At 40.9% G+C, this 17297-nt stretch carries 19 protein-coding genes; 16 read left to right on the forward strand and 3 right to left on the reverse strand.

The features are described from left to right. Positions 1-21 precede the first annotated feature (21 nt). From OXT66_RS08340 to OXT66_RS08390, 11 genes are all read left to right on the forward strand, one after another. Entirely contained in the window at positions 22-795 is a 774-nt protein-coding gene (locus OXT66_RS08340; RefSeq protein WP_268596914.1) for a TatD family hydrolase, read from the forward strand. After that, positions 795-1358: a ribonuclease M5 gene (gene rnmV / locus OXT66_RS08345; RefSeq protein WP_268596915.1), complete on the forward strand. Its 564-nt coding sequence runs from the start codon at positions 795-797 to the stop codon at positions 1356-1358. Before OXT66_RS08340 ends, rnmV begins: the two co-directional genes overlap by 1 nt. Continuing rightward, positions 1351-2244 (forward strand): 16S rRNA (adenine(1518)-N(6)/adenine(1519)-N(6))-dimethyltransferase RsmA, encoded by an 894-nt coding sequence (rsmA, locus tag OXT66_RS08350; protein ID WP_268596916.1) that lies wholly within the window; start codon positions 1351-1353, stop codon positions 2242-2244. Before rnmV ends, rsmA begins: the two co-directional genes overlap by 8 nt. A gap of 99 nt (positions 2245-2343) precedes the next feature. Next, positions 2344-2577, forward strand: coding sequence for a Veg family protein (locus OXT66_RS08355; RefSeq protein WP_268596917.1), 234 nt, complete (start codon positions 2344-2346; stop codon positions 2575-2577). Positions 2578-2701: 124 nt separating this feature from the next. After that, a complete protein-coding gene (gene ispE, locus OXT66_RS08360; RefSeq protein WP_268596918.1) occupies positions 2702-3565 on the forward strand; it encodes a 4-(cytidine 5'-diphospho)-2-C-methyl-D-erythritol kinase in 864 nt (287 codons plus the stop codon). A 160-nt stretch (positions 3566-3725) separates the two neighbouring features. Further along, positions 3726-4397 (forward strand): metal ABC transporter ATP-binding protein, encoded by a 672-nt coding sequence (locus OXT66_RS08365; RefSeq protein ID WP_268596919.1) that lies wholly within the window; start codon positions 3726-3728, stop codon positions 4395-4397. Further along, complete coding sequence (locus tag OXT66_RS08370; RefSeq protein ID WP_268596920.1) at positions 4390-5196, forward strand: metal ABC transporter permease; 807 nt, start codon at positions 4390-4392, stop codon at positions 5194-5196. Before OXT66_RS08365 ends, OXT66_RS08370 begins: the two co-directional genes overlap by 8 nt. Before the next feature lie 156 nt (positions 5197-5352). Next, positions 5353-6171, forward strand: coding sequence for a pur operon repressor (purR, locus tag OXT66_RS08375; protein ID WP_268596921.1), 819 nt, complete (start codon positions 5353-5355; stop codon positions 6169-6171). A gap of 18 nt (positions 6172-6189) precedes the next feature. After that, the gene (gene glmU / locus OXT66_RS08380) at positions 6190-7566 is read left to right on the forward strand and encodes a bifunctional UDP-N-acetylglucosamine diphosphorylase/glucosamine-1-phosphate N-acetyltransferase GlmU (protein WP_268596922.1); all 1377 of its coding nucleotides are present in this window, start codon (positions 6190-6192) and stop codon (positions 7564-7566) included. Positions 7567-7623: 57 nt separating this feature from the next. Further along, a complete protein-coding gene (locus tag OXT66_RS08385; protein WP_056977150.1) occupies positions 7624-8613 on the forward strand; it encodes a ribose-phosphate diphosphokinase in 990 nt (329 codons plus the stop codon). Positions 8614-8716: 103 nt separating this feature from the next. Continuing rightward, positions 8717-9394: a YoaK family protein gene (locus OXT66_RS08390; RefSeq protein WP_268596923.1), complete on the forward strand. Its 678-nt coding sequence runs from the start codon at positions 8717-8719 to the stop codon at positions 9392-9394. A 52-nt stretch (positions 9395-9446) separates the two neighbouring features. Here the strand turns inward: OXT66_RS08390 and yidA are convergent, their stop codons facing one another. Genes yidA through OXT66_RS08405 form a run of 3 tightly spaced genes read right to left on the reverse strand, consistent with a single transcriptional unit; the run spans position 9447 to position 12426 of the window. Further along, the gene (yidA, locus tag OXT66_RS08395) at positions 9447-10253 is read right to left on the reverse strand and encodes a sugar-phosphatase (protein WP_268596924.1); all 807 of its coding nucleotides are present in this window, start codon (positions 10251-10253) and stop codon (positions 9447-9449) included. Next, a complete protein-coding gene (locus OXT66_RS08400) occupies positions 10253-11602 on the reverse strand; it encodes an HD domain-containing protein (RefSeq protein ID WP_268596925.1) in 1350 nt (449 codons plus the stop codon). Before OXT66_RS08400 ends, yidA begins: the two co-directional genes overlap by 1 nt. After that, positions 11602-12426 carry a lipoate--protein ligase family protein gene (locus tag OXT66_RS08405; RefSeq protein WP_268596926.1) on the reverse strand — a complete coding sequence of 275 codons (825 nt, stop codon included), beginning with the start codon at positions 12424-12426 and terminating at the stop codon, positions 11602-11604. The genes OXT66_RS08400 and OXT66_RS08405 overlap by 1 nt, the downstream gene beginning before the upstream one ends. Positions 12427-12565: 139 nt before the next feature. On the opposite strand from OXT66_RS08405, the gene OXT66_RS08410 reads away from it, so the two are divergent. The 5 genes from OXT66_RS08410 (at position 12566) to OXT66_RS08430 (ending at position 17206) form a co-directional block, all read left to right on the forward strand. After that, a complete protein-coding gene (locus OXT66_RS08410) occupies positions 12566-13000 on the forward strand; it encodes a DUF1934 domain-containing protein (protein ID WP_268596927.1) in 435 nt (144 codons plus the stop codon). A gap of 44 nt (positions 13001-13044) precedes the next feature. Beyond that, a complete protein-coding gene (gene rpoE, locus OXT66_RS08415) occupies positions 13045-13683 on the forward strand; it encodes a DNA-directed RNA polymerase subunit delta (RefSeq protein WP_268596928.1) in 639 nt (212 codons plus the stop codon). Between the two features lie 150 nt (positions 13684-13833). Beyond that, a complete protein-coding gene (locus OXT66_RS08420) occupies positions 13834-15444 on the forward strand; it encodes a CTP synthase (protein ID WP_056977137.1) in 1611 nt (536 codons plus the stop codon). A 141-nt stretch (positions 15445-15585) separates the two neighbouring features. After that, positions 15586-16869: a UDP-N-acetylglucosamine 1-carboxyvinyltransferase gene (locus OXT66_RS08425; protein ID WP_268596929.1), complete on the forward strand. Its 1284-nt coding sequence runs from the start codon at positions 15586-15588 to the stop codon at positions 16867-16869. 94 nt (positions 16870-16963) lie between these two features. Next, positions 16964-17206: a type B 50S ribosomal protein L31 gene (locus OXT66_RS08430; RefSeq protein ID WP_054671745.1), complete on the forward strand. Its 243-nt coding sequence runs from the start codon at positions 16964-16966 to the stop codon at positions 17204-17206. Positions 17207-17297 lie beyond the last annotated feature (91 nt).

Raw genomic sequence — 17297 nt, forward strand, 5'->3', positions numbered from 1 at the left:
TTTTTGACTAAGGAGCAATAAATGAAAATTTTTGATTCTCATACTCATTTAAACGATTCCCAGTTGTTCCCCGAAGCTGAGCAGTATCAAGAACACGCCCGTAAACTAGGGGTGGTTAAAATTGCTAACGTGGGTTCTAATACGGAATTAAATGCGAAGAGCTTGGAACTGGCTCATCAGTATGCTGATATGTACTCCATTTTGGGTTGGCACCCAGAGGACTCCCTAAACTTTGATCAACATGCTGCAGACGTCTTAATCGAACAATTGGCTGATCCTAAGGCAGTAGCAGTGGGTGAAATTGGAATGGATTTTTACCAAACTACTGCCCCTAAAAAAGTTCAAGAACGTGTTTTTCGCGAACAAATTCAAATTGCTAAGCAGTTAAAATTACCAATTTCAGTGCATAATCGCGATGCCTTTGAAGATACGTACCGTATTTTAAAGGAAGAACACGTAGAAGCTGTAGGCGGTATTTTGCATAGTTTTAACGGCGATCCAGAGTGGTTAGCTAAGTTCTTAGATTTAGGCATGCACGTTTCTTATAGTGGGGTGGCTAGCTTTAAGAAAACCCATGAAGTCCATGATGCCGTCCGAAAAACACCATTAGAGCGTATGTTAGTAGAAACGGATGCTCCTTATTTGGCCCCAGAACCGTTTAGGGGAAAGCAAAATGAGCCAGCGTATACCTTATATACCGTGGAAGCAATTGCCAGAATTCGCGACGTTGATCCGGATGAAATTGCTAGTGCTACCTACCAAAATACTTTAGAATTATTTAGAATCGAGGACTAATGAAACGAATTAAAGAAGTAATCGTCGTGGAAGGCAAAGACGATACCAAACGAATTCAAATGGCCGTGGATGCTGATACCATTGAAACTCGCGGGTCAGCTATTCCGGATGAAACTTTAGAATTAATTGAACAATTAGCCCAGCAACGGGGAATTATTATTTTTACCGACCCTGACTTTTCGGGAGAGAAAATTCGTAAAACCGTTGCGGCGGCTGTTCCTAATGCCAAACATGCTTTTCTACGTAAAGACCAAGCGGTGCCTGACCATAAAGGTTCACTAGGAGTGGAACATGCTAGTTCTCAAGCGATTATTGAAGCTTTATCGCAGGTTTACACCGAAGATGAAGATAGTCCAGAACTTATCAGTCAGGCGGAATTAATTGCCGCTGGCTTGATGGGTTCTCCCAAGTCGAAACATCGGCGTCAATTATTAGGCGAACGGCTGGGAATTGGGTACGTAAACGGTAAGCAACTTCAACACAGATTGCGAATGTTTGGCATTACCCCGGAAGTTTTTGAAACTACAGTCAAAGAAATTATTGAAGAGGAACGTAATGAATAATATGCCCCCAATTGCAAGTCCCGTTCGGACGCAAGCAATCTTAAATCAGTACCATTTATCAGCTAAGAAGAGTCTTGGCCAAAACTTTTTGACAGATCTAAACGTCTTAAATAACATCGTGGAAGCGGCTCAGTTAGGCCCGGATGATAACGTCATCGAAATTGGTCCCGGGATCGGAGGCCTAACCGAATTACTAGCCCAACACGCTAAATCCGTCTTAGCCTTTGAAATCGATAGTCAATTGATTCCAGTGCTAGAAGATACCTTGGCCCCTTATGGTAACGTAACCGTTTTAAACCAAGATATTTTAAAAGCTAACCTACCTGATACGGTCATTGAATACTTTGGCAAGGGAGAAAAGGTGAAAGTAGTAGCGAACTTGCCATACTACATCACTACTCCTATCGTGTTAGATTTAATTCAAAACCCGGTTAAATTTGATCAAATCGTAGTTATGATGCAAAAAGAAGTTGCTGAACGACTAACTGCTACACCGCGCCACAAAGCGTATGGTTCCTTATCAGTTATCGTCCAACAATTGACCACTCCGGAAATCGCCTTTACCGTACCAAGTTCAGCATTTATTCCGGCTCCTAAGGTAGATTCAGCAATTGTGAGCTTAGTCCCAGCTAAGCCAGAAGAGCGAGAACAACCTTATGATCAAAAGAAATTCATTGGCTTTGTACGGGGATGTTTCATGCACCGCCGAAAGAGTTTATGGAATAATTTGCAAGGCGTTTTCGGGAAAAAGCCGGAAGTGAAGGCGCAAATTACTACTGCATTAACTGATTTAGAAATTGATCCTAGTGGCAGACCAGAAGAATTGGCTGTGAAACAATTTGTTTTAATGACCAATAAATTCCATGATTTAGGATTATTAAATTAAATTTTCAAAATTTTTTAGTTGCATTTAAAATCGAGTTGTGATAAAATTTTGCTTTTTGTTGTTAAAAGTGATATACTGGGCTAATGTGAGGTGAGGGATATGCCAATTAGCTTATCAGTAATCAAGAACAAGTTAGACAACCATATTGGACAACCAATTTTGGTAACTGCCCAGGCTGGCAGGCGCAAAGTTACGGAACGCCACGGTATTTTACGTGAAACGTATCCCGCCGTATTTGTGGTAGAACTTGATGGGGAAAGTGCCAAGTTTGAACGAGTTTCTTACAGTTACACCGACATCTTAACGCAAAATATTGCGGTCGATTTTGAATAATATTGCTAAAATGTGAGGCCAGCAGGCCTTTTTTATTTTGGCTTAAAAGTAGTGGGAACTGACTTTTGAAGATTTGTCTAGTATAATTTTGGTAATTAAATCTTCTGAAGTGGAGGAAACGGCAATGAAACGAATCGTAAGGGCCCCGGCAAAGATTAACTTAGGCTTAGATACGCCCTATGCTCATGCTAAGGGTGTTTTAGAGTGGAAAATGGTCATGATCTCGGTTGATCTGGCTGATGATGTGCAAATTGAAACCACCAGCGCGAGTTCACACATTCAAGTTTTCTCCGACAAGGGCTTTTTACCAGAGGGTAATCGTAACTTAGCTTACCAAGCCGCACGCGTGTTTAGACAAGCTGCTCAAATTGATGATGGCATTGTAATTCATATCCAAAAACGTATTCCAGTCTCAGCTGGATTGGGTGGTGGTTCTTCCGATGCTGCTGCGGTATTACGAACGCTAAATGAGATGTACCAAACTAATTTTTCTGATCGTCAATTAGAAGAATTGGGGTTACAGGTAGATTCTGACGTGCCATACTGTGTGTATGGCAAACCGGCGTTAGTGACGGGGAAAGGTGATCAAATTACCCCGTTACAACCATTACCGGCATGCTGGTTAGTAATCGCTAAACCCAAAGTTAGTATTTCCACGCCCAAGTTATTACGGGCAGTAAATCATGATGAACTGATTCATCCTAATATTGATGCATTAATTGCAGCAATTCAATCTGGGGACTATGAGCAAATGGTTGCTAACATGGGCAATGCGTTAGAAACGGTAGCAGCAAAAAGTCACCCAGAGGTTAATATTTTAAAAGAACGAATGGTAAAGGCTGGGGCAGATAGTGCTCAAATGAGTGGTTCGGGGCCTACCGTTTTCGGTATTTGTCGTCAACTTTCTAGGGCTAAACGGGTTTATAATAGTATTTCTGGTTTTTGTCGGGAAGTTTACCTGGTAGCTCCGATTGGTGAAAGTAACTAAAATAATTGAATAACCGTGAATAAGAGGGTTCAGCTTTAGATCTGAATGCTCTTATTTTTGAATAGAGCTTAAAAAACGTTTGACATCATGGTAAAATCCGCTAAACTAAAATAGTAATTGTTACTCTTTACATAAAGTGAGGTACGTCTTGAGGGAAAAAATGCTAAGTGTCAATGATTTGGCAATGAATTTTGGCAGTACGACGGTTTTTGATCACCTAAGCTTTGAGGTTGATCAAGGAGATTTTTTGGCGGTAGTGGGGGTCAACGGAGTTGGTAAAACCACGTTAATTAAAACCATTCTGGGGCAGTTAAAACCAACGGCTGGAACAATTGAAACCAGTCCGCAGTTAAAAATTGGTTATGTGCCCCAATTTCGTAATTTAGATTCTGAATACCCATTAACGGTGGCAGATTTTATTGGCTTAAACTTTACTGGCTGGAAACTACCGTGGTTGTCTAAGAAAGAACGGCAACGGGTACAGACGGTAATTGAGCAATTAGAACTTACCAAAATTGCTAAACGACCATTGGGCAGGGCTTCTGGAGGAGAAAAACAAAAGGCCTATTTAGCCCAAGCATTAGTCGCTGAACCCAATTTATTAATTCTAGATGAATCAACAGCCAGTTTAGATCCAACTACCAAGCAGGAATTATTGTGGGTAGTTAAGGATTTAAATCAACGGCTAGGGCTAACTATTATTTTTATTTCCCACGATATGGAATTGGTGAATGAGTATCCCAACAAGTATTTGTGGCTACGCTCAGACGGCTATTCTCAAGGTCCAATTGAGGAGTTAGAAATGAAATTGGGAGGAAAAGCCCATGTTTAGTTTTGAATTTATGCGCAACGCCTACACTGCTGGTACTTTGATTGCAATTGTCAGTGGGGTGATGGGAGTATTTGTGATTGCCAGAAACATGGCTTTTATGACACATACCCTTTCAGAAATTGGGTTTGCCGGTGCCTCATTTGGGATGTTTGCTGGCCTGAGCCCCTTAAACGGGATGTTACTGTTTACGATCGCTAGTTCAATCTTAGTGGGGCGCCTCAGTGGGACGAATGAATCTCGCCGAGAATCAGTGATTAGTGCCATTTCGGGCTTATTTATTGGACTCGGAATTTTGTTTTTAGCCCTATCGGATCAGAGCTCTAGCTATGCTACTAATATTTTGTTTGGTAGTGTGGTTGGTATTAGCCGAGCAGATGTTTGGCAAATGTCGATTCTATCACTAGCCATCTTACTAGTGGTATTAGTGGTTTATCGCAATTTAAAGGATGCTTCCTTTGATCCAACTGGTGCAAGAGCCAACGGCGTAGAGGTGAATGCACTTGGGGTAATCTTTTTAGTACTGTTGGCCCTTAGTGTGAGTGTGGCAGCCCAAATTGTGGGTTCGCTGTTAATCTTTATCCTACTTACTTTACCGGCTGCCAGTGCCCGTTATTTCGCTCATTCAGTGGCTAGTATGATGTTAACTGCGGTGGGGTTTGCTCTTTTAGGAGTTTGGCTGGGCTTATACCTAGGTTACGTAACTAATTGGCCAGTTACCTTTTTTATTGCAGTGATCGAGGCAGCTATCTATTGTATCGCTTTGTTAGTCAATCATTATCAAAGTCAAATAGCAGAATGATTTTTTGAGAACCTGCCGTATTAACGGTAGGTTCTTTTTGTGTGGCTTTTGGAAAATTTTGTTAAAGCCACTGACTAAATTTGATTAGGCATACTAAAACCCGAACATTTATGTTAAAATTTGAAAGGATATTACATGAAACCTGAGGTGAACAACGTGAAAGCCAGAAGAAGTGACAGATTAATTGACATGACCCGCTACTTATTAGAGCGGCCTCATACCCTTGTTCCACTAACTTTTTTTGCAGACCGGTATGATTCTGCCAAATCTTCTATTAGTGAAGACTTAACTATTCTTAAGCGAACGTTTCAAGATCGCGGCACCGGACTATTAGAAACTATTCCAGGAGCTGCTGGAGGAACTCGCTTTTTGCCGTATATGCTTAAGGAAGAAGCGAGCGTGGTGATTGCAGACTTGGCCACCCAAATGGCCACGGCCGACCGTTATTTGCCGGGCGGCTATGTGTACATGTCTGATTTGCTTGGCGATCCTGCAGTTTTGCGCCAAATCGGCCGCATCTTTGCAACCCAATACTTGAATCAACGGGTGGACGCAGTAATGACAATTGCTACTAAAGGGGTGCCTATTGCCCAAAGTGTGGCTAGTTTATTAAACGTGCCATTTGTAATCGTGCGTCACGATACTGAAATTACTGAAGGTTCTACCGTTAATGTGAATTATGTATCGGGTTCTTCAACTAGAATTGAAAAAATGTCACTATCTAAGCGCAGTTTAAAGCCGGGCGCCAACGTTTTAATCGTTGACGACTACATGCGGGGTGGCGGAACTATTTCCGGAATGATTTCTATGGTGCAGGAGTTTGATGCTAATTTAGTTGGGATCGGGGTAGTAGCTGAAAGCTCAGACCATCCGAACCGTAAAATTGGCGAGTATACTTCACTACTGCGCGTGGATGCTAACGATGACACCGTTACGGCGGTACCGGGCAATTATTTTGAACAAATTTATCAGTAAATAAGGAGCTCATCACTAATGGCAACGAGAAATACGATTATTTTAGCAGCGGGTAAGGGTACCCGGATGAAATCAAAATTATACAAAGTGCTACACAGACTTTGTGGTAAATCAATGGTCGATCACGTTTTAACCCAAGTGGAAAAAACTAATATGGACAATGTGGTAACCATCGTAGGTTACGGCGCTGAATCAGTAGAAGAAGAATTGGGCGATCGAACTAAATACGTTGTGCAAAAAGAACAACTGGGTACTGGTCACGCTGTATTACAAGCAGAAGACCTACTAGCCAACCTAGACGGCACTACCATGGTAGTTAGTGGTGATACGCCTTTGTTTACTGCTCAAACGTTTGAAAACCTCTTTAAGTACCATGAAGATAAACAAGCCAAGGCTACTATCTTAACTTCTAAAGCTCCGGACCCAACTGGTTATGGGCGGATTATTCGTAATGAACTGGGGATTGTTACTAAAATTGTTGAACAAAAGGACGCCACAACTGATGAAGCTGCCATTAACGAAATCAATACTGGCGTTTACGTTTTTGATAATCAGGCTCTCTTTAGCGCGTTACACCAGATTACTAACGACAATGCGCAAGGCGAATACTATTTAACTGACGTCATTGAAATTTTAAAGGACCAAGGAGACATTGTGGCGGCCTACCAAATGGCTGATTTCTACGAATCTATGGGAGTTAACGATCGCGTAGCCCTTGCTAAAGCTACTAAGATTATGCAAGCCCGAATCAATACTGCTCACATGAAGAACGGCGTTTCAATGGTTGATCCAGATGATACTTACATCGATGTGGATGTTCAAATTGGAGCTGATACCATTGTGGAACCAGGAGTTCAACTTAAAGGAAATACCGTTATTGGAGAAGATTGTTTTATTGGCGCTAACTCAGAAATTCGGAATTCCACTATTCACAATGGAGTAACCGTTACTTCATCCATGATTGAAGATTCTGAAATGATGGATGGTTCTAACATTGGTCCAGATAGTCATTTACGTCCTCAATCATTAATCGGCGAAAACGTTCATTTAGGGAACTTTGTAGAAGTGAAGAAATCCGAAATCGGTGCCGGTACTAAAGTGGGGCATTTGACTTACGTAGGTAACGCCAAACTAGGTAAAAACATTAACGTTGGCTGTGGAGTGGTCTTTGTTAACTACGATGGTTCTAAGAAACACGAAACTACTGTTGGCGATGATTCCTTCATCGGCAGTAACTCTAATTTGGTAGCTCCATTAAACGTGGCAGATCATTCCTTTATTGCGGCTGGCTCCACGATTACTGATGATATCAACCAATACGACATGGCGATTGCCCGAGCTCGGCAAACAAATAAGGCGGGTTACTACAAAAAGCTTCCTTATGACGCCGACTAATTGGTAAATAAGAGTAATAATAGAATTCTACAGACAATCAAATAAATGGAGGAACATATGGTTCAGCAATATTTTGACCCTAAGTTAAAAATTTTCGCCCTTAATTCTAATAAGCCGTTGGCCGAGAAAATCGCTGCTGCGGTTGGTGTGCCGTTAGGAAAGACATCGGTTGATCGTTTTTCCGATGGCGAAATTCGGATTAATATCGAAGAAAGTATTCGTGGAGATAATATTTACATTGTGCAGTCAACGTCTGCACCGGTAAATGATAATCTTATGGAATTGCTGATCATGATTGATGCGTTAAGAAGGGCCAGTGCTGGTACTATTAACGTTGTTATTCCTTACTACGGTTATGCTCGTCAAGATCGTAAAGCTCGTTCTAGAGAACCAATCACCGCTAAATTAGTGGCTAACATGCTGCAAATTGATGGTGCTGATCGGGTAATCACTATGGATTTGCACGCTGCTCAAATTCAAGGATTCTTTGATATTCCCGTGGATCATTTGACTGGTGCTCCATTACTAGCTGACTTCTTCTTAAATGCTGGTTTTGATAAGGATACGGTCATCGTTTCTCCTGACCATGGTGGGGTAACTCGAGCAAGAGCTTTAGCCAACTTCTTGAAAGCCCCTATTGCCATTATCGATAAACGCCGTCCCCGAGCTAACGTGGCAGAGATCATGAATATCATTGGTGACGTTAAAGGTAAGCGTTGTTTGATGGTCGATGATATGATTGATACTGCTGGAACTTTAACTTTAGGAGCCCAAGCTTTAATGGATGCGGGTGCTACTGAAGTGTATGCTTGTGGAACCCATCCAGTACTTTCGGGTCCTGCTATTGAAAGAATTCAAGCTTCTCCAATTAAGGAATTGGTGGTCACTGATACCATCCAATTACCAAAGGATAAGCAAATCGACAAAATTCACCAAATTTCAGTTGGGCCTTTAATCGGTGAAGCTATTAAACGAATTAATGAAAATAACGCTTTAAGTCCGTTATTTGCTACTCGTTTCAATGGTTCTGATCCTGCTAAAGACTAAGCAAAATATTGAAGCCAACCAAAAGTTTTTCACAAACTTTTGGTTGGCTTCTTTTTTTATGCTAAAATAGTATTTTAGCTTTAATCTTATGAAGAGGTGAATCATGCCTAAAAAAGAGACATTAACAGAACTTTATTCGACTCAGTTTATGGCTAATGCTTTGGTGGCAATTGGAGGCTTTATTGATGCTTATACCTTTGTGCAACGCGGTGGGGTAATGGCTGCTGGTCAAACAGGAAACATTATCTTTATGAGTGTTAACGTGGTCAATCGCGATTTTTTGGGAGTTAAGACCAAGTTAGCAACCATGCTGGCCTTTGCGTTAGGTTGTTTTATTGGCCAAATTATTAAGGAAGTTCATAAGACTCATTATTGGCGTATTCCAACTTTGATTTTGGAAACATTGGTTTTTTTTATAGTTGGTTGGTTACCGACTAGTTTACCGAACGTTGCGATTGTTCCGGCATTAGCATTTGTGATGGCAATGCAAACCACGACTTTTAATGAAATTGAAGGTCAGGGTTACAATAACGTCTTTTCGACCGGTAACCTGAAAAAATCGATGGTGGGCTTAGCTAGTTATTTATTCACTAAAAACCGTAAACAATTAAAATCCGGTCTCACCTTTTTGGGATTAGTTTTGAGTTTTGCAATCGGAGCGATGATTTCGGCTGTTATGCAAAATTATTTTGGCTTAGCTACGATTTGGTGGGCCTGTGGCTTCTTAGCGCTACTTACAATTGGTTATATGATTGCGATTTATCGACTAGGAACGGAATAACTTAAATAAAAAACGACGGTAAGATTTAGTCTTTACCGTCGTTTTTATTGATTTAAAGAGCGTAATTTTTAATTGCTTCGGCTACTCCATTTTCAGCATTGGTAGTGGTAACTTCTTGAGCGACCGCTTTAATTTCTGGAATGGCATTACCCATAGCAACCCCGGTACCGGCATATTCGATCATACTTAGGTCGTTACCGTTATCGCCGATGGCCATGACTTCAGCAGCCGAGAAGTTAAGATTTTTGGCTAAGTCACTTAAAGCGTTCCCCTTAGTAGCCTGCTTATTCATGATTTCGATGAAGTAAGTGGCACTTTGGACTACTGAAAGGTGTTCACTCAAGCTAGCAGGTAGTTGAGGCTTTACCCGGCTAATAACTTCTGGAAAATCAACGTACATGGCTTTAGACATAACGATTTGATCGTTGAAGTCTTCGGGAGCCATGTATTCAACTGGTAACCGGACTAAGAAGCTTTCGGCAGTGGTGTAAGGGCTAATCGCCTTATTAACCGCGTAAATTTTATCAGTAGTTTCAATTTGGTAGTGAACGTTTAACTTACGTCCCAACATTTCGGTTTCTAAAAAGTCGTCAAATGAAAGGGTGTGGTTGACGATTACTTTACCGTCTAAATTTTGAACCATGGCGCCGTTAAAGGTAATAGCATATTGATCTGTACCACTAATTTCTAGTTGATCTAAATATGGTTGCACCCCACTTAATGGGCGACCGGTACATAAAACGACTTTAATGCCGGCTTGTTTGGCAACCTTGATGGCGTCAATATTGGCTTGGGTTAGTTGGTTACTAGGATCGAGTAGGGTACCATCGATATCGATGGCGATTAACTTGATGGACATTAATTAGTCTCCTTTGGGTGAATTAATTGATCGTTTCGAATGTAGTGGTTAAACTCATCGTACTCTGGTTGGAACAAATCTATATTATCAGATTTTTGTAGAATTTCTCTTGGAAAGAAGAAGCGATGATCTCCAGTAGATTTATCCGCGATAGCACTGACGATGGAACTAACTTTGGACAATTCTGTCAAAGTATGGTCCCGGTTAATTAGTTTAATTTCCTTGTCGTTAGGCCGATAAGCATCGTACGGTAAATCAAAACTGTCATCGGTAGCGGTATAGTAATTAGGATTAAAACCAGCTTGCTCTACTAGGCTTCGTAAGCGCGGCAGTAAATCTTCAGTTTCTTTGCCGTATTTTACCGACTTGAGCGGTTTACGATCAATAAATCTGGTAGCTAGGTCACTTAAATCATCGTCTCCGTGATTTTTCCAGTGAATAAAATAAGTGTTTAAAACGCCATCGTCTAGTTGTAAGTAGTCATTTAATTCAAAATGTTGATTAAAAAATGGCAGTAACAAGTAGGGAGTTTGCGGATCAGTAGTAGCTGGTTGTTTAAAGACTTCCGATGCTCGTAGCAAAAGTCGGTTTAACACAACTTCCATTGAGCGTGAAACTGGATGGAAATACACTTGTTGATACATCTGAAACCGACTGACGATATAGTCTTCTACGGCGTGCATTCCACTCATCTCAAAACCAATTCCGTCGGTGATGGGTTGCATCACCTCTAAAATGCGGTTTAGATCAAAAGTGCCGTATTTAACGCCGGTAAAGTAAGCATCCCGAAGTAAATAATCCATGCGATCCGCGTCTAATTGACTGGAAATCATTGCTACTACTTGCTTGTTGGGATAGGTTTTCGCAATTACACTCGCCACTTGTTCAGGAAATTCAGGACTAACTTGGCGTAAAACAGCGTTCACTTCCGTTTGGGGAGAAGTAATAATTTCTTGGGTGATTTGCTCATGGTTGGTATGAAAAATGTGCTCAAAGGTGTGAGAATAGGCTCCGTGCCCAATATCGTGAAGTAGAGCTGCACAAAGGGCAACTAATTCTTCATTAGGGTCCCAGAGACCATCACCTGCGGTTTGAGTTGCAAAATTTCTGGCAAACCGATCACAAATTCGACGAGCAATTTCATATACCCCTAAAGAATGGGAGAAGCGAGAATGTTCGGCTCCGTGAAAAGTAAACAGGGTGGTTCCTAATTGATGAATTCGGCGTAACCGTTGAAATTCGGTGGTATTAATCAAATCCATAATAACCTGATACCGAACGTAAACATAGTTGTGGACTGGATCGCGAAAGACTTTTTCGCGGTCTAGCATTTGGGAATGCAAGTCCATTAGGGTTCCTCCTTAATAAGTACTTGATTTCTGAGCTGCATTTGACGCAGGGCTTTTTGTTGATCTGCTAAGTACGCGGGACTATTGATGAATTCCTGACCTTGAGCTAATGGGGCAACGGGTTGTTGGCGTTTTAATTCTGTTAGGATCCGCTCTTTAGCTACGTTGATTGAACCTAATGCAGGGTTTAAATCGTTTAAAGTGGTCATTACACTAGGGTTAACCAGTGGAAATTGACCATCACTATAATTTGCATCTGCAACGTCATAAAATGATCTAATGGTTTTCCCCCTGGTTAGTTGATCGCCGTTGACCCCTAAGTACAACATCAACGAAATTGCGTTTTTGGTCCGGCGTTGAGCAATACCAGCGGTCTTTTGGCCGTTCACGCTTAAATCATACGTGCCAGGACAGTAAGAGTCACTGATTTCAAACGCTTTGATGGTCAATTCCGGGAAACTGTTTTGGATTAGTTGGGTCATGATTTCATAACCGGCATCCACGCTTAACGCTTGCTCCTCATGAAAAATTAAAGAGACGTTTAAAACTCCGGGGTCACTAACAACGGCGAGTCCGCCAGAATTTCGCAAAAAATATTGGTAACCATGGGCGGTTAAATCAGTTAGGCCAGCAGTTAAATTAGGAAGACGTTTATCGTTTAATCCTAAAATTACGGTTGGTGCTGAGGTGGTCCAAAAGTGAAGAAACCCCTGTGTGGTCTGACTAGCAGTATTTAGCAGGGTATTAGTATCTGCAAATGATAGTAATTGGTTAGCTGGTGAATAAACCGAATCTACTACCAACGTGGAACTTGAAACAGCCATAGTGAAAGCTCCTTCGTTAAAAATAGTTAACCTTATTATAGCAAAAAAATGATCTTTGAGTTACCACTGTTAAATAGGTGCGAGAATTTGCATTTGGGATTATAATAAATCAATAATGAAATAGAAAAGAAGGGATAAAATGGCCAATTTACGTGCGGGAGTTCCCGTTCAAATTCATTTGGAAACCATGATGAAAAATGCCGAGGACTCTAACAGTTTTGTATTTGACTTAACTGGCCAATTAGTCCAAATCGGAGAAACTATTTATATTCGATACGTTGAACTAGGAGAAGAAGGCGAAGTTCCCGTTACCGTTAAAATTATGCCCAACGGAGATGTTCGTTTAACGCGGGCAGCCGGTAGTCGGCTACAATTATTATTTAGTCCCGGTAAACGAGTAACGGCCCATTATAAAACTCCGTATGGGTTGATGGATATTGATACGGTCACACCTAATATGGATATCAATATTTCGGATGGCCCGTTGCGGGGGAATTTAGCAATTGATTATTTGTTGTATGCCGGTGAAGAGTTATTAGGGAAATACAATATTCGATTGCAATTTACGATTTAATCGAGTATAGTTATCCCTAGACTGTTGAAAGGACGTGTACCAGTTTGGAATTAGAAGTCTTTGAAGGCCAAAATAAAAGTGAATTGTCGATGATTGAAGTTGCCCACGCGATTCTTGCAAAACATGGAGATACCATGCCATTTGCAGATTTAGCAAATGCGGTGCAGGAATATTTGGGAGATAGTAACAAAGAAATCAGAGAACGACTCGCCCAATTTTATACTGACCTAAACGTTGATGGCAGCTTCATCTCGCTGGGGGATAATACCTGGGGCTTAAGAACTTGGTACCCATACGATTCGATTGATGAAGCCACTGTCCACACGGATGATGACGATGAAGATCGTCCTAAACGTAAGAAACGTCGTAAAGTTAATGCCTTCTTGGCGGATGCTTCTGACGACGATGACGTTATCGATTACGATGATGATGATCCAGAAGATCAAGATGATGAAGAATTTGTTGACGATGAAGGGGTAGCAGAAGATAGCTCATCTGACCTTGGTAAGTACAGCAAAGACATGGAAGACGTTGATGACACCGATGCTAACGATGATGATGATTTACCAGACGGAATCGAAGGTGAATTAACTGATTTAGATGAAACTGAGTTAATTGGTGAAGATGATGACGATGAGTCAGAAGACGATGCTGATTATGGTTTCGATAACCGTGATGAATAAATTTTAACTTGACGCTGATTCAAAAACCCTGTAGTATATCTTTTGGGCTCTTTGAGCAAGTTACGAGTTTTTAAACAGTTCCCTATTCAGATGAATAGGGAATTTTTTGTTGTTGTAGCACCCGAAATATTTAGAGGAGTGAAATTAATAATGACCAAATATATTTTTGTTACCGGTGGCGTTGTGTCTTCGTTAGGAAAAGGAATTGTGGCGGCGTCTCTTGGCCGTTTGTTAAAGAATCGTGGCTTAAACGTTACTATTCAAAAATTTGATCCCTATATTAATTTGGATCCCGGTACAATGAGTCCTTACCAACATGGTGAGGTATTTGTTACCGATGATGGTACCGAGACCGACTTGGATCTTGGCCATTATGAACGCTTCATTGACAACAACCTTAACCGTTACTCTAACGTAACAACTGGTAAAATTTACGATGAAGTTTTGAAAAAAGAACGGCACGGTGATTATTTAGGAGCTACTGTTCAAGTAATTCCCCATATCACTGGCATGATCAAAGAAAAAATCACTCGCGCAGCTAAAACTTTAAATGCCGATATCGTGATTACCGAAATCGGTGGTACGGTTGGGGATATTGAATCTCTACCATTCTTGGAAGCTATCCGCCAAATGAGAACAGAATATGGTGAAGAAAATACTTTCTATATCCATACTACCTTGATCCCATACTTGCGGGCTGCTGGAGAAATGAAAACCAAGCCAACTCAACACAGTGTTAAAGAATTACGTGGCCTTGGAATCCAACCTAATATGTTAGTGGTTAGATCCGAAAAACCAGTAACGTTGGATATGAAGAAGAAAATTGCGTTGTTCTGTGACGTTACTCCAGACGCCGTAGTTGAATCTTTGGATGCCCCAACGCTTTACACTATTCCGCTTCGTTTACAAGAACAAGGAATGGACCAACAAGTATTGGATCACTTCCAAATTAATGCCCCTAAGGCTGATATGAGCGAATGGGAAAAATTGGAATACCACGTTCAACATTTACAAAAGAAAGTTAAAATTTCTCTTGTTGGTAAGTACGTTGCCTTACAAGATGCTTACATTTCCGTTACCGAAGCATTGAAGGCTGCTGGTTACGTGGTAGATGCTGATATTGAACTTAACAAGGTTGATTCTGAAGAAATTACAGCAGATAACGTTAGCGAATTACTTGGCGATAGCGATGGTGTGATTGTACCAGGTGGTTTCGGTGATCGTGGGATTGAAGGTATGATTCAAGCTATTCGTTATGTTCGGGAAAATAACGTACCATTCTTGGGAATTTGTTTAGGAATGCAAATGGCTTCTGTTGAATTTGCTAGAAACGTTTTAGGTTACAAGGATGCTAACTCAACTGAAATGAACCCAACCACTAAACACAACATTATTGATTTAATGGCTGACCAAGAAGATGTTCATGACTTAGGTGGGACTCAACGTTTGGGTGCTTACCCATGTGTCTTGGTTCCTGGTTCTAAAGCTGCTAAGGCTTATGATAACCAAACCGAAATTTCAGAACGTCACCGTCACCGTTATGAATTTAACAATGCTTACCGAAAAGAATTCGAAGCTAACGGAATGAATATTTCTGGTACTTCTCCAGATAACCACTTGGTAGAAGTTGTTGAAATTCCAACTAATGATTTCTTTGTAGCCGCACAATATCACCCAGAATTTATTTCACGTCCTAACCGTCCTGAAGGCTTATTCCGTGATTTTGTTGCTGCTGCAGACAAACAACACGAAACTAAGTAGTCCTTAGTTGACATTAATATTAGATAAATATTACATTTTCACCTAATTTCTCACTTAGTGTTGTATTTTTAATGCTGTTTCTTTAATATATTTGATGATACAGTATATTGGACGAATGTAATAAAGTGAGGAAAGTTGTCGATGAATAAATTAATAGTTAAGGGTGGACACCGACTTTCCGGTGAAATAACAATTGGTGGTGCTAAAAATAGCACCGTTGCGCTAATTCCTGCTGCGATTTTGGCTGATACACCGGTTAGATTTGATTCGGTTCCCGATATTTTAGATGTCCATAATTTAATGGTCATTCTAGAATCCATGAACGTTAAATCAGATTTTACGGGAGACGTGTTAACCATCGATCCTACTAATATTGAAGAGGGGCCATTGCCAAGTAAGGCCATCAAAAGTTTACGAGCTTCATATTACTTTATGGGGGCGCTATTAGGACGCTTTCACCGGGCAGTAGTTACTTTTCCGGGTGGTGACAATATTGGTCCTCGACCAATTGATCAACATATTAAGGCGTTTCGGGCATTAGGTGCTGAAGTTACCGAAAAAGACGGAACGGTTACTATGAAAACTGGAGAAGACGGCCTTCATGGGGCTCAAATCTTCATGGACATGGTTTCTGTTGGGGCAACGATTAATGCCATTTTGGCTGCTGTTAAAGCTCCAGGAACTACTACTATTGGTAATGCTGCCAAAGAACCAGAAATCATTGATATTGCTACTTTCCTTAATAATATGGGGGCTAATATTCGTGGTGCCGGAACTGATGTTATCAGAATCGAAGGGGTAGATAAGCTAGTTGCTCAAAACACCCACACGATTATTCCGGACCGAATTGAAGCTGGTACTTATCTTTCATTGGCTGCGGCGGTTGGAGACGGAATTCGGATTAATAATATTATTCCGGAACATCTAGAATCCTTTACCGCTAAGTTAGAAGAAATGGGCTGTGATCTAACTATTTATGAAGACAGTGCCTTTGTAGGACCTTCCAAAGATCTTAAGCCGGTTTCAGTGAAAGTAATGCCGTTTCCTGGCTTTGCCACTGATTTACAGCAACCCATTACGCCATTATTATTTAAGGCTACTGGTAGAAGTACAATTATTGATACTATTTATCCACAACGGGTTAAACACATTGCTGAATTGCAACGGATGGGGGCTCAAATCTACTCTGAAGATATTGAAGAGGGATTGATTGTGGTGGATCCATCAACTAATTTACACGGTGCAGTTGTAGAAGCTGGAGAAATTAGAGCGGGGGCTGCGTTAGTAATCACCGGTCTGATGGCAGAAGGCACTACCGAAATTCGACAGGCTGATAATATCCTGCGAGGATATGGTAGTATTATTGATAAGTTAAGGGCAATTGGCGCTGATGTTTCATTAGCGGCTGAAGAACCTAAGTTTTAACTTGTCAGCAGTTCAAACGTATGCTAAACTAATTAAGTTGACTAATCGATAATCTCTGGATCAACAAATGATTCAGGGCAAAGGAGCGATAATTATGAAACAAGGAATTCATCCAGATTACCACGAAGTTGTATTTCAAGATTCAAGTACTGGCGCTAAGTTTTTAGCTGGTTCTACTAAGCATTCTGACGAAACTACCGAATTTGAAGGTAAGACTTACCCATTGATTCGTGTTGAAATTTCATCAGATTCACATCCATTCTACACTGGTAAGCAAAAGTTTACTCAAGCCGACGGTGCAGTGGATCGTTTCAACAAGAAATACGGCCTCAAATAAGCAGACCGCTAACGACTCTTCTTTGGAAGAGTCGTTTTTTTATGGATAATAAACCAAAAAATCCAGTTAACTCTAATAAGTTAACTGGATT

It is taken from the genome of Lentilactobacillus senioris (assembly GCF_026798195.1).
Lineage (GTDB): Bacteria > Bacillota > Bacilli > Lactobacillales > Lactobacillaceae > Lentilactobacillus > Lentilactobacillus senioris_A.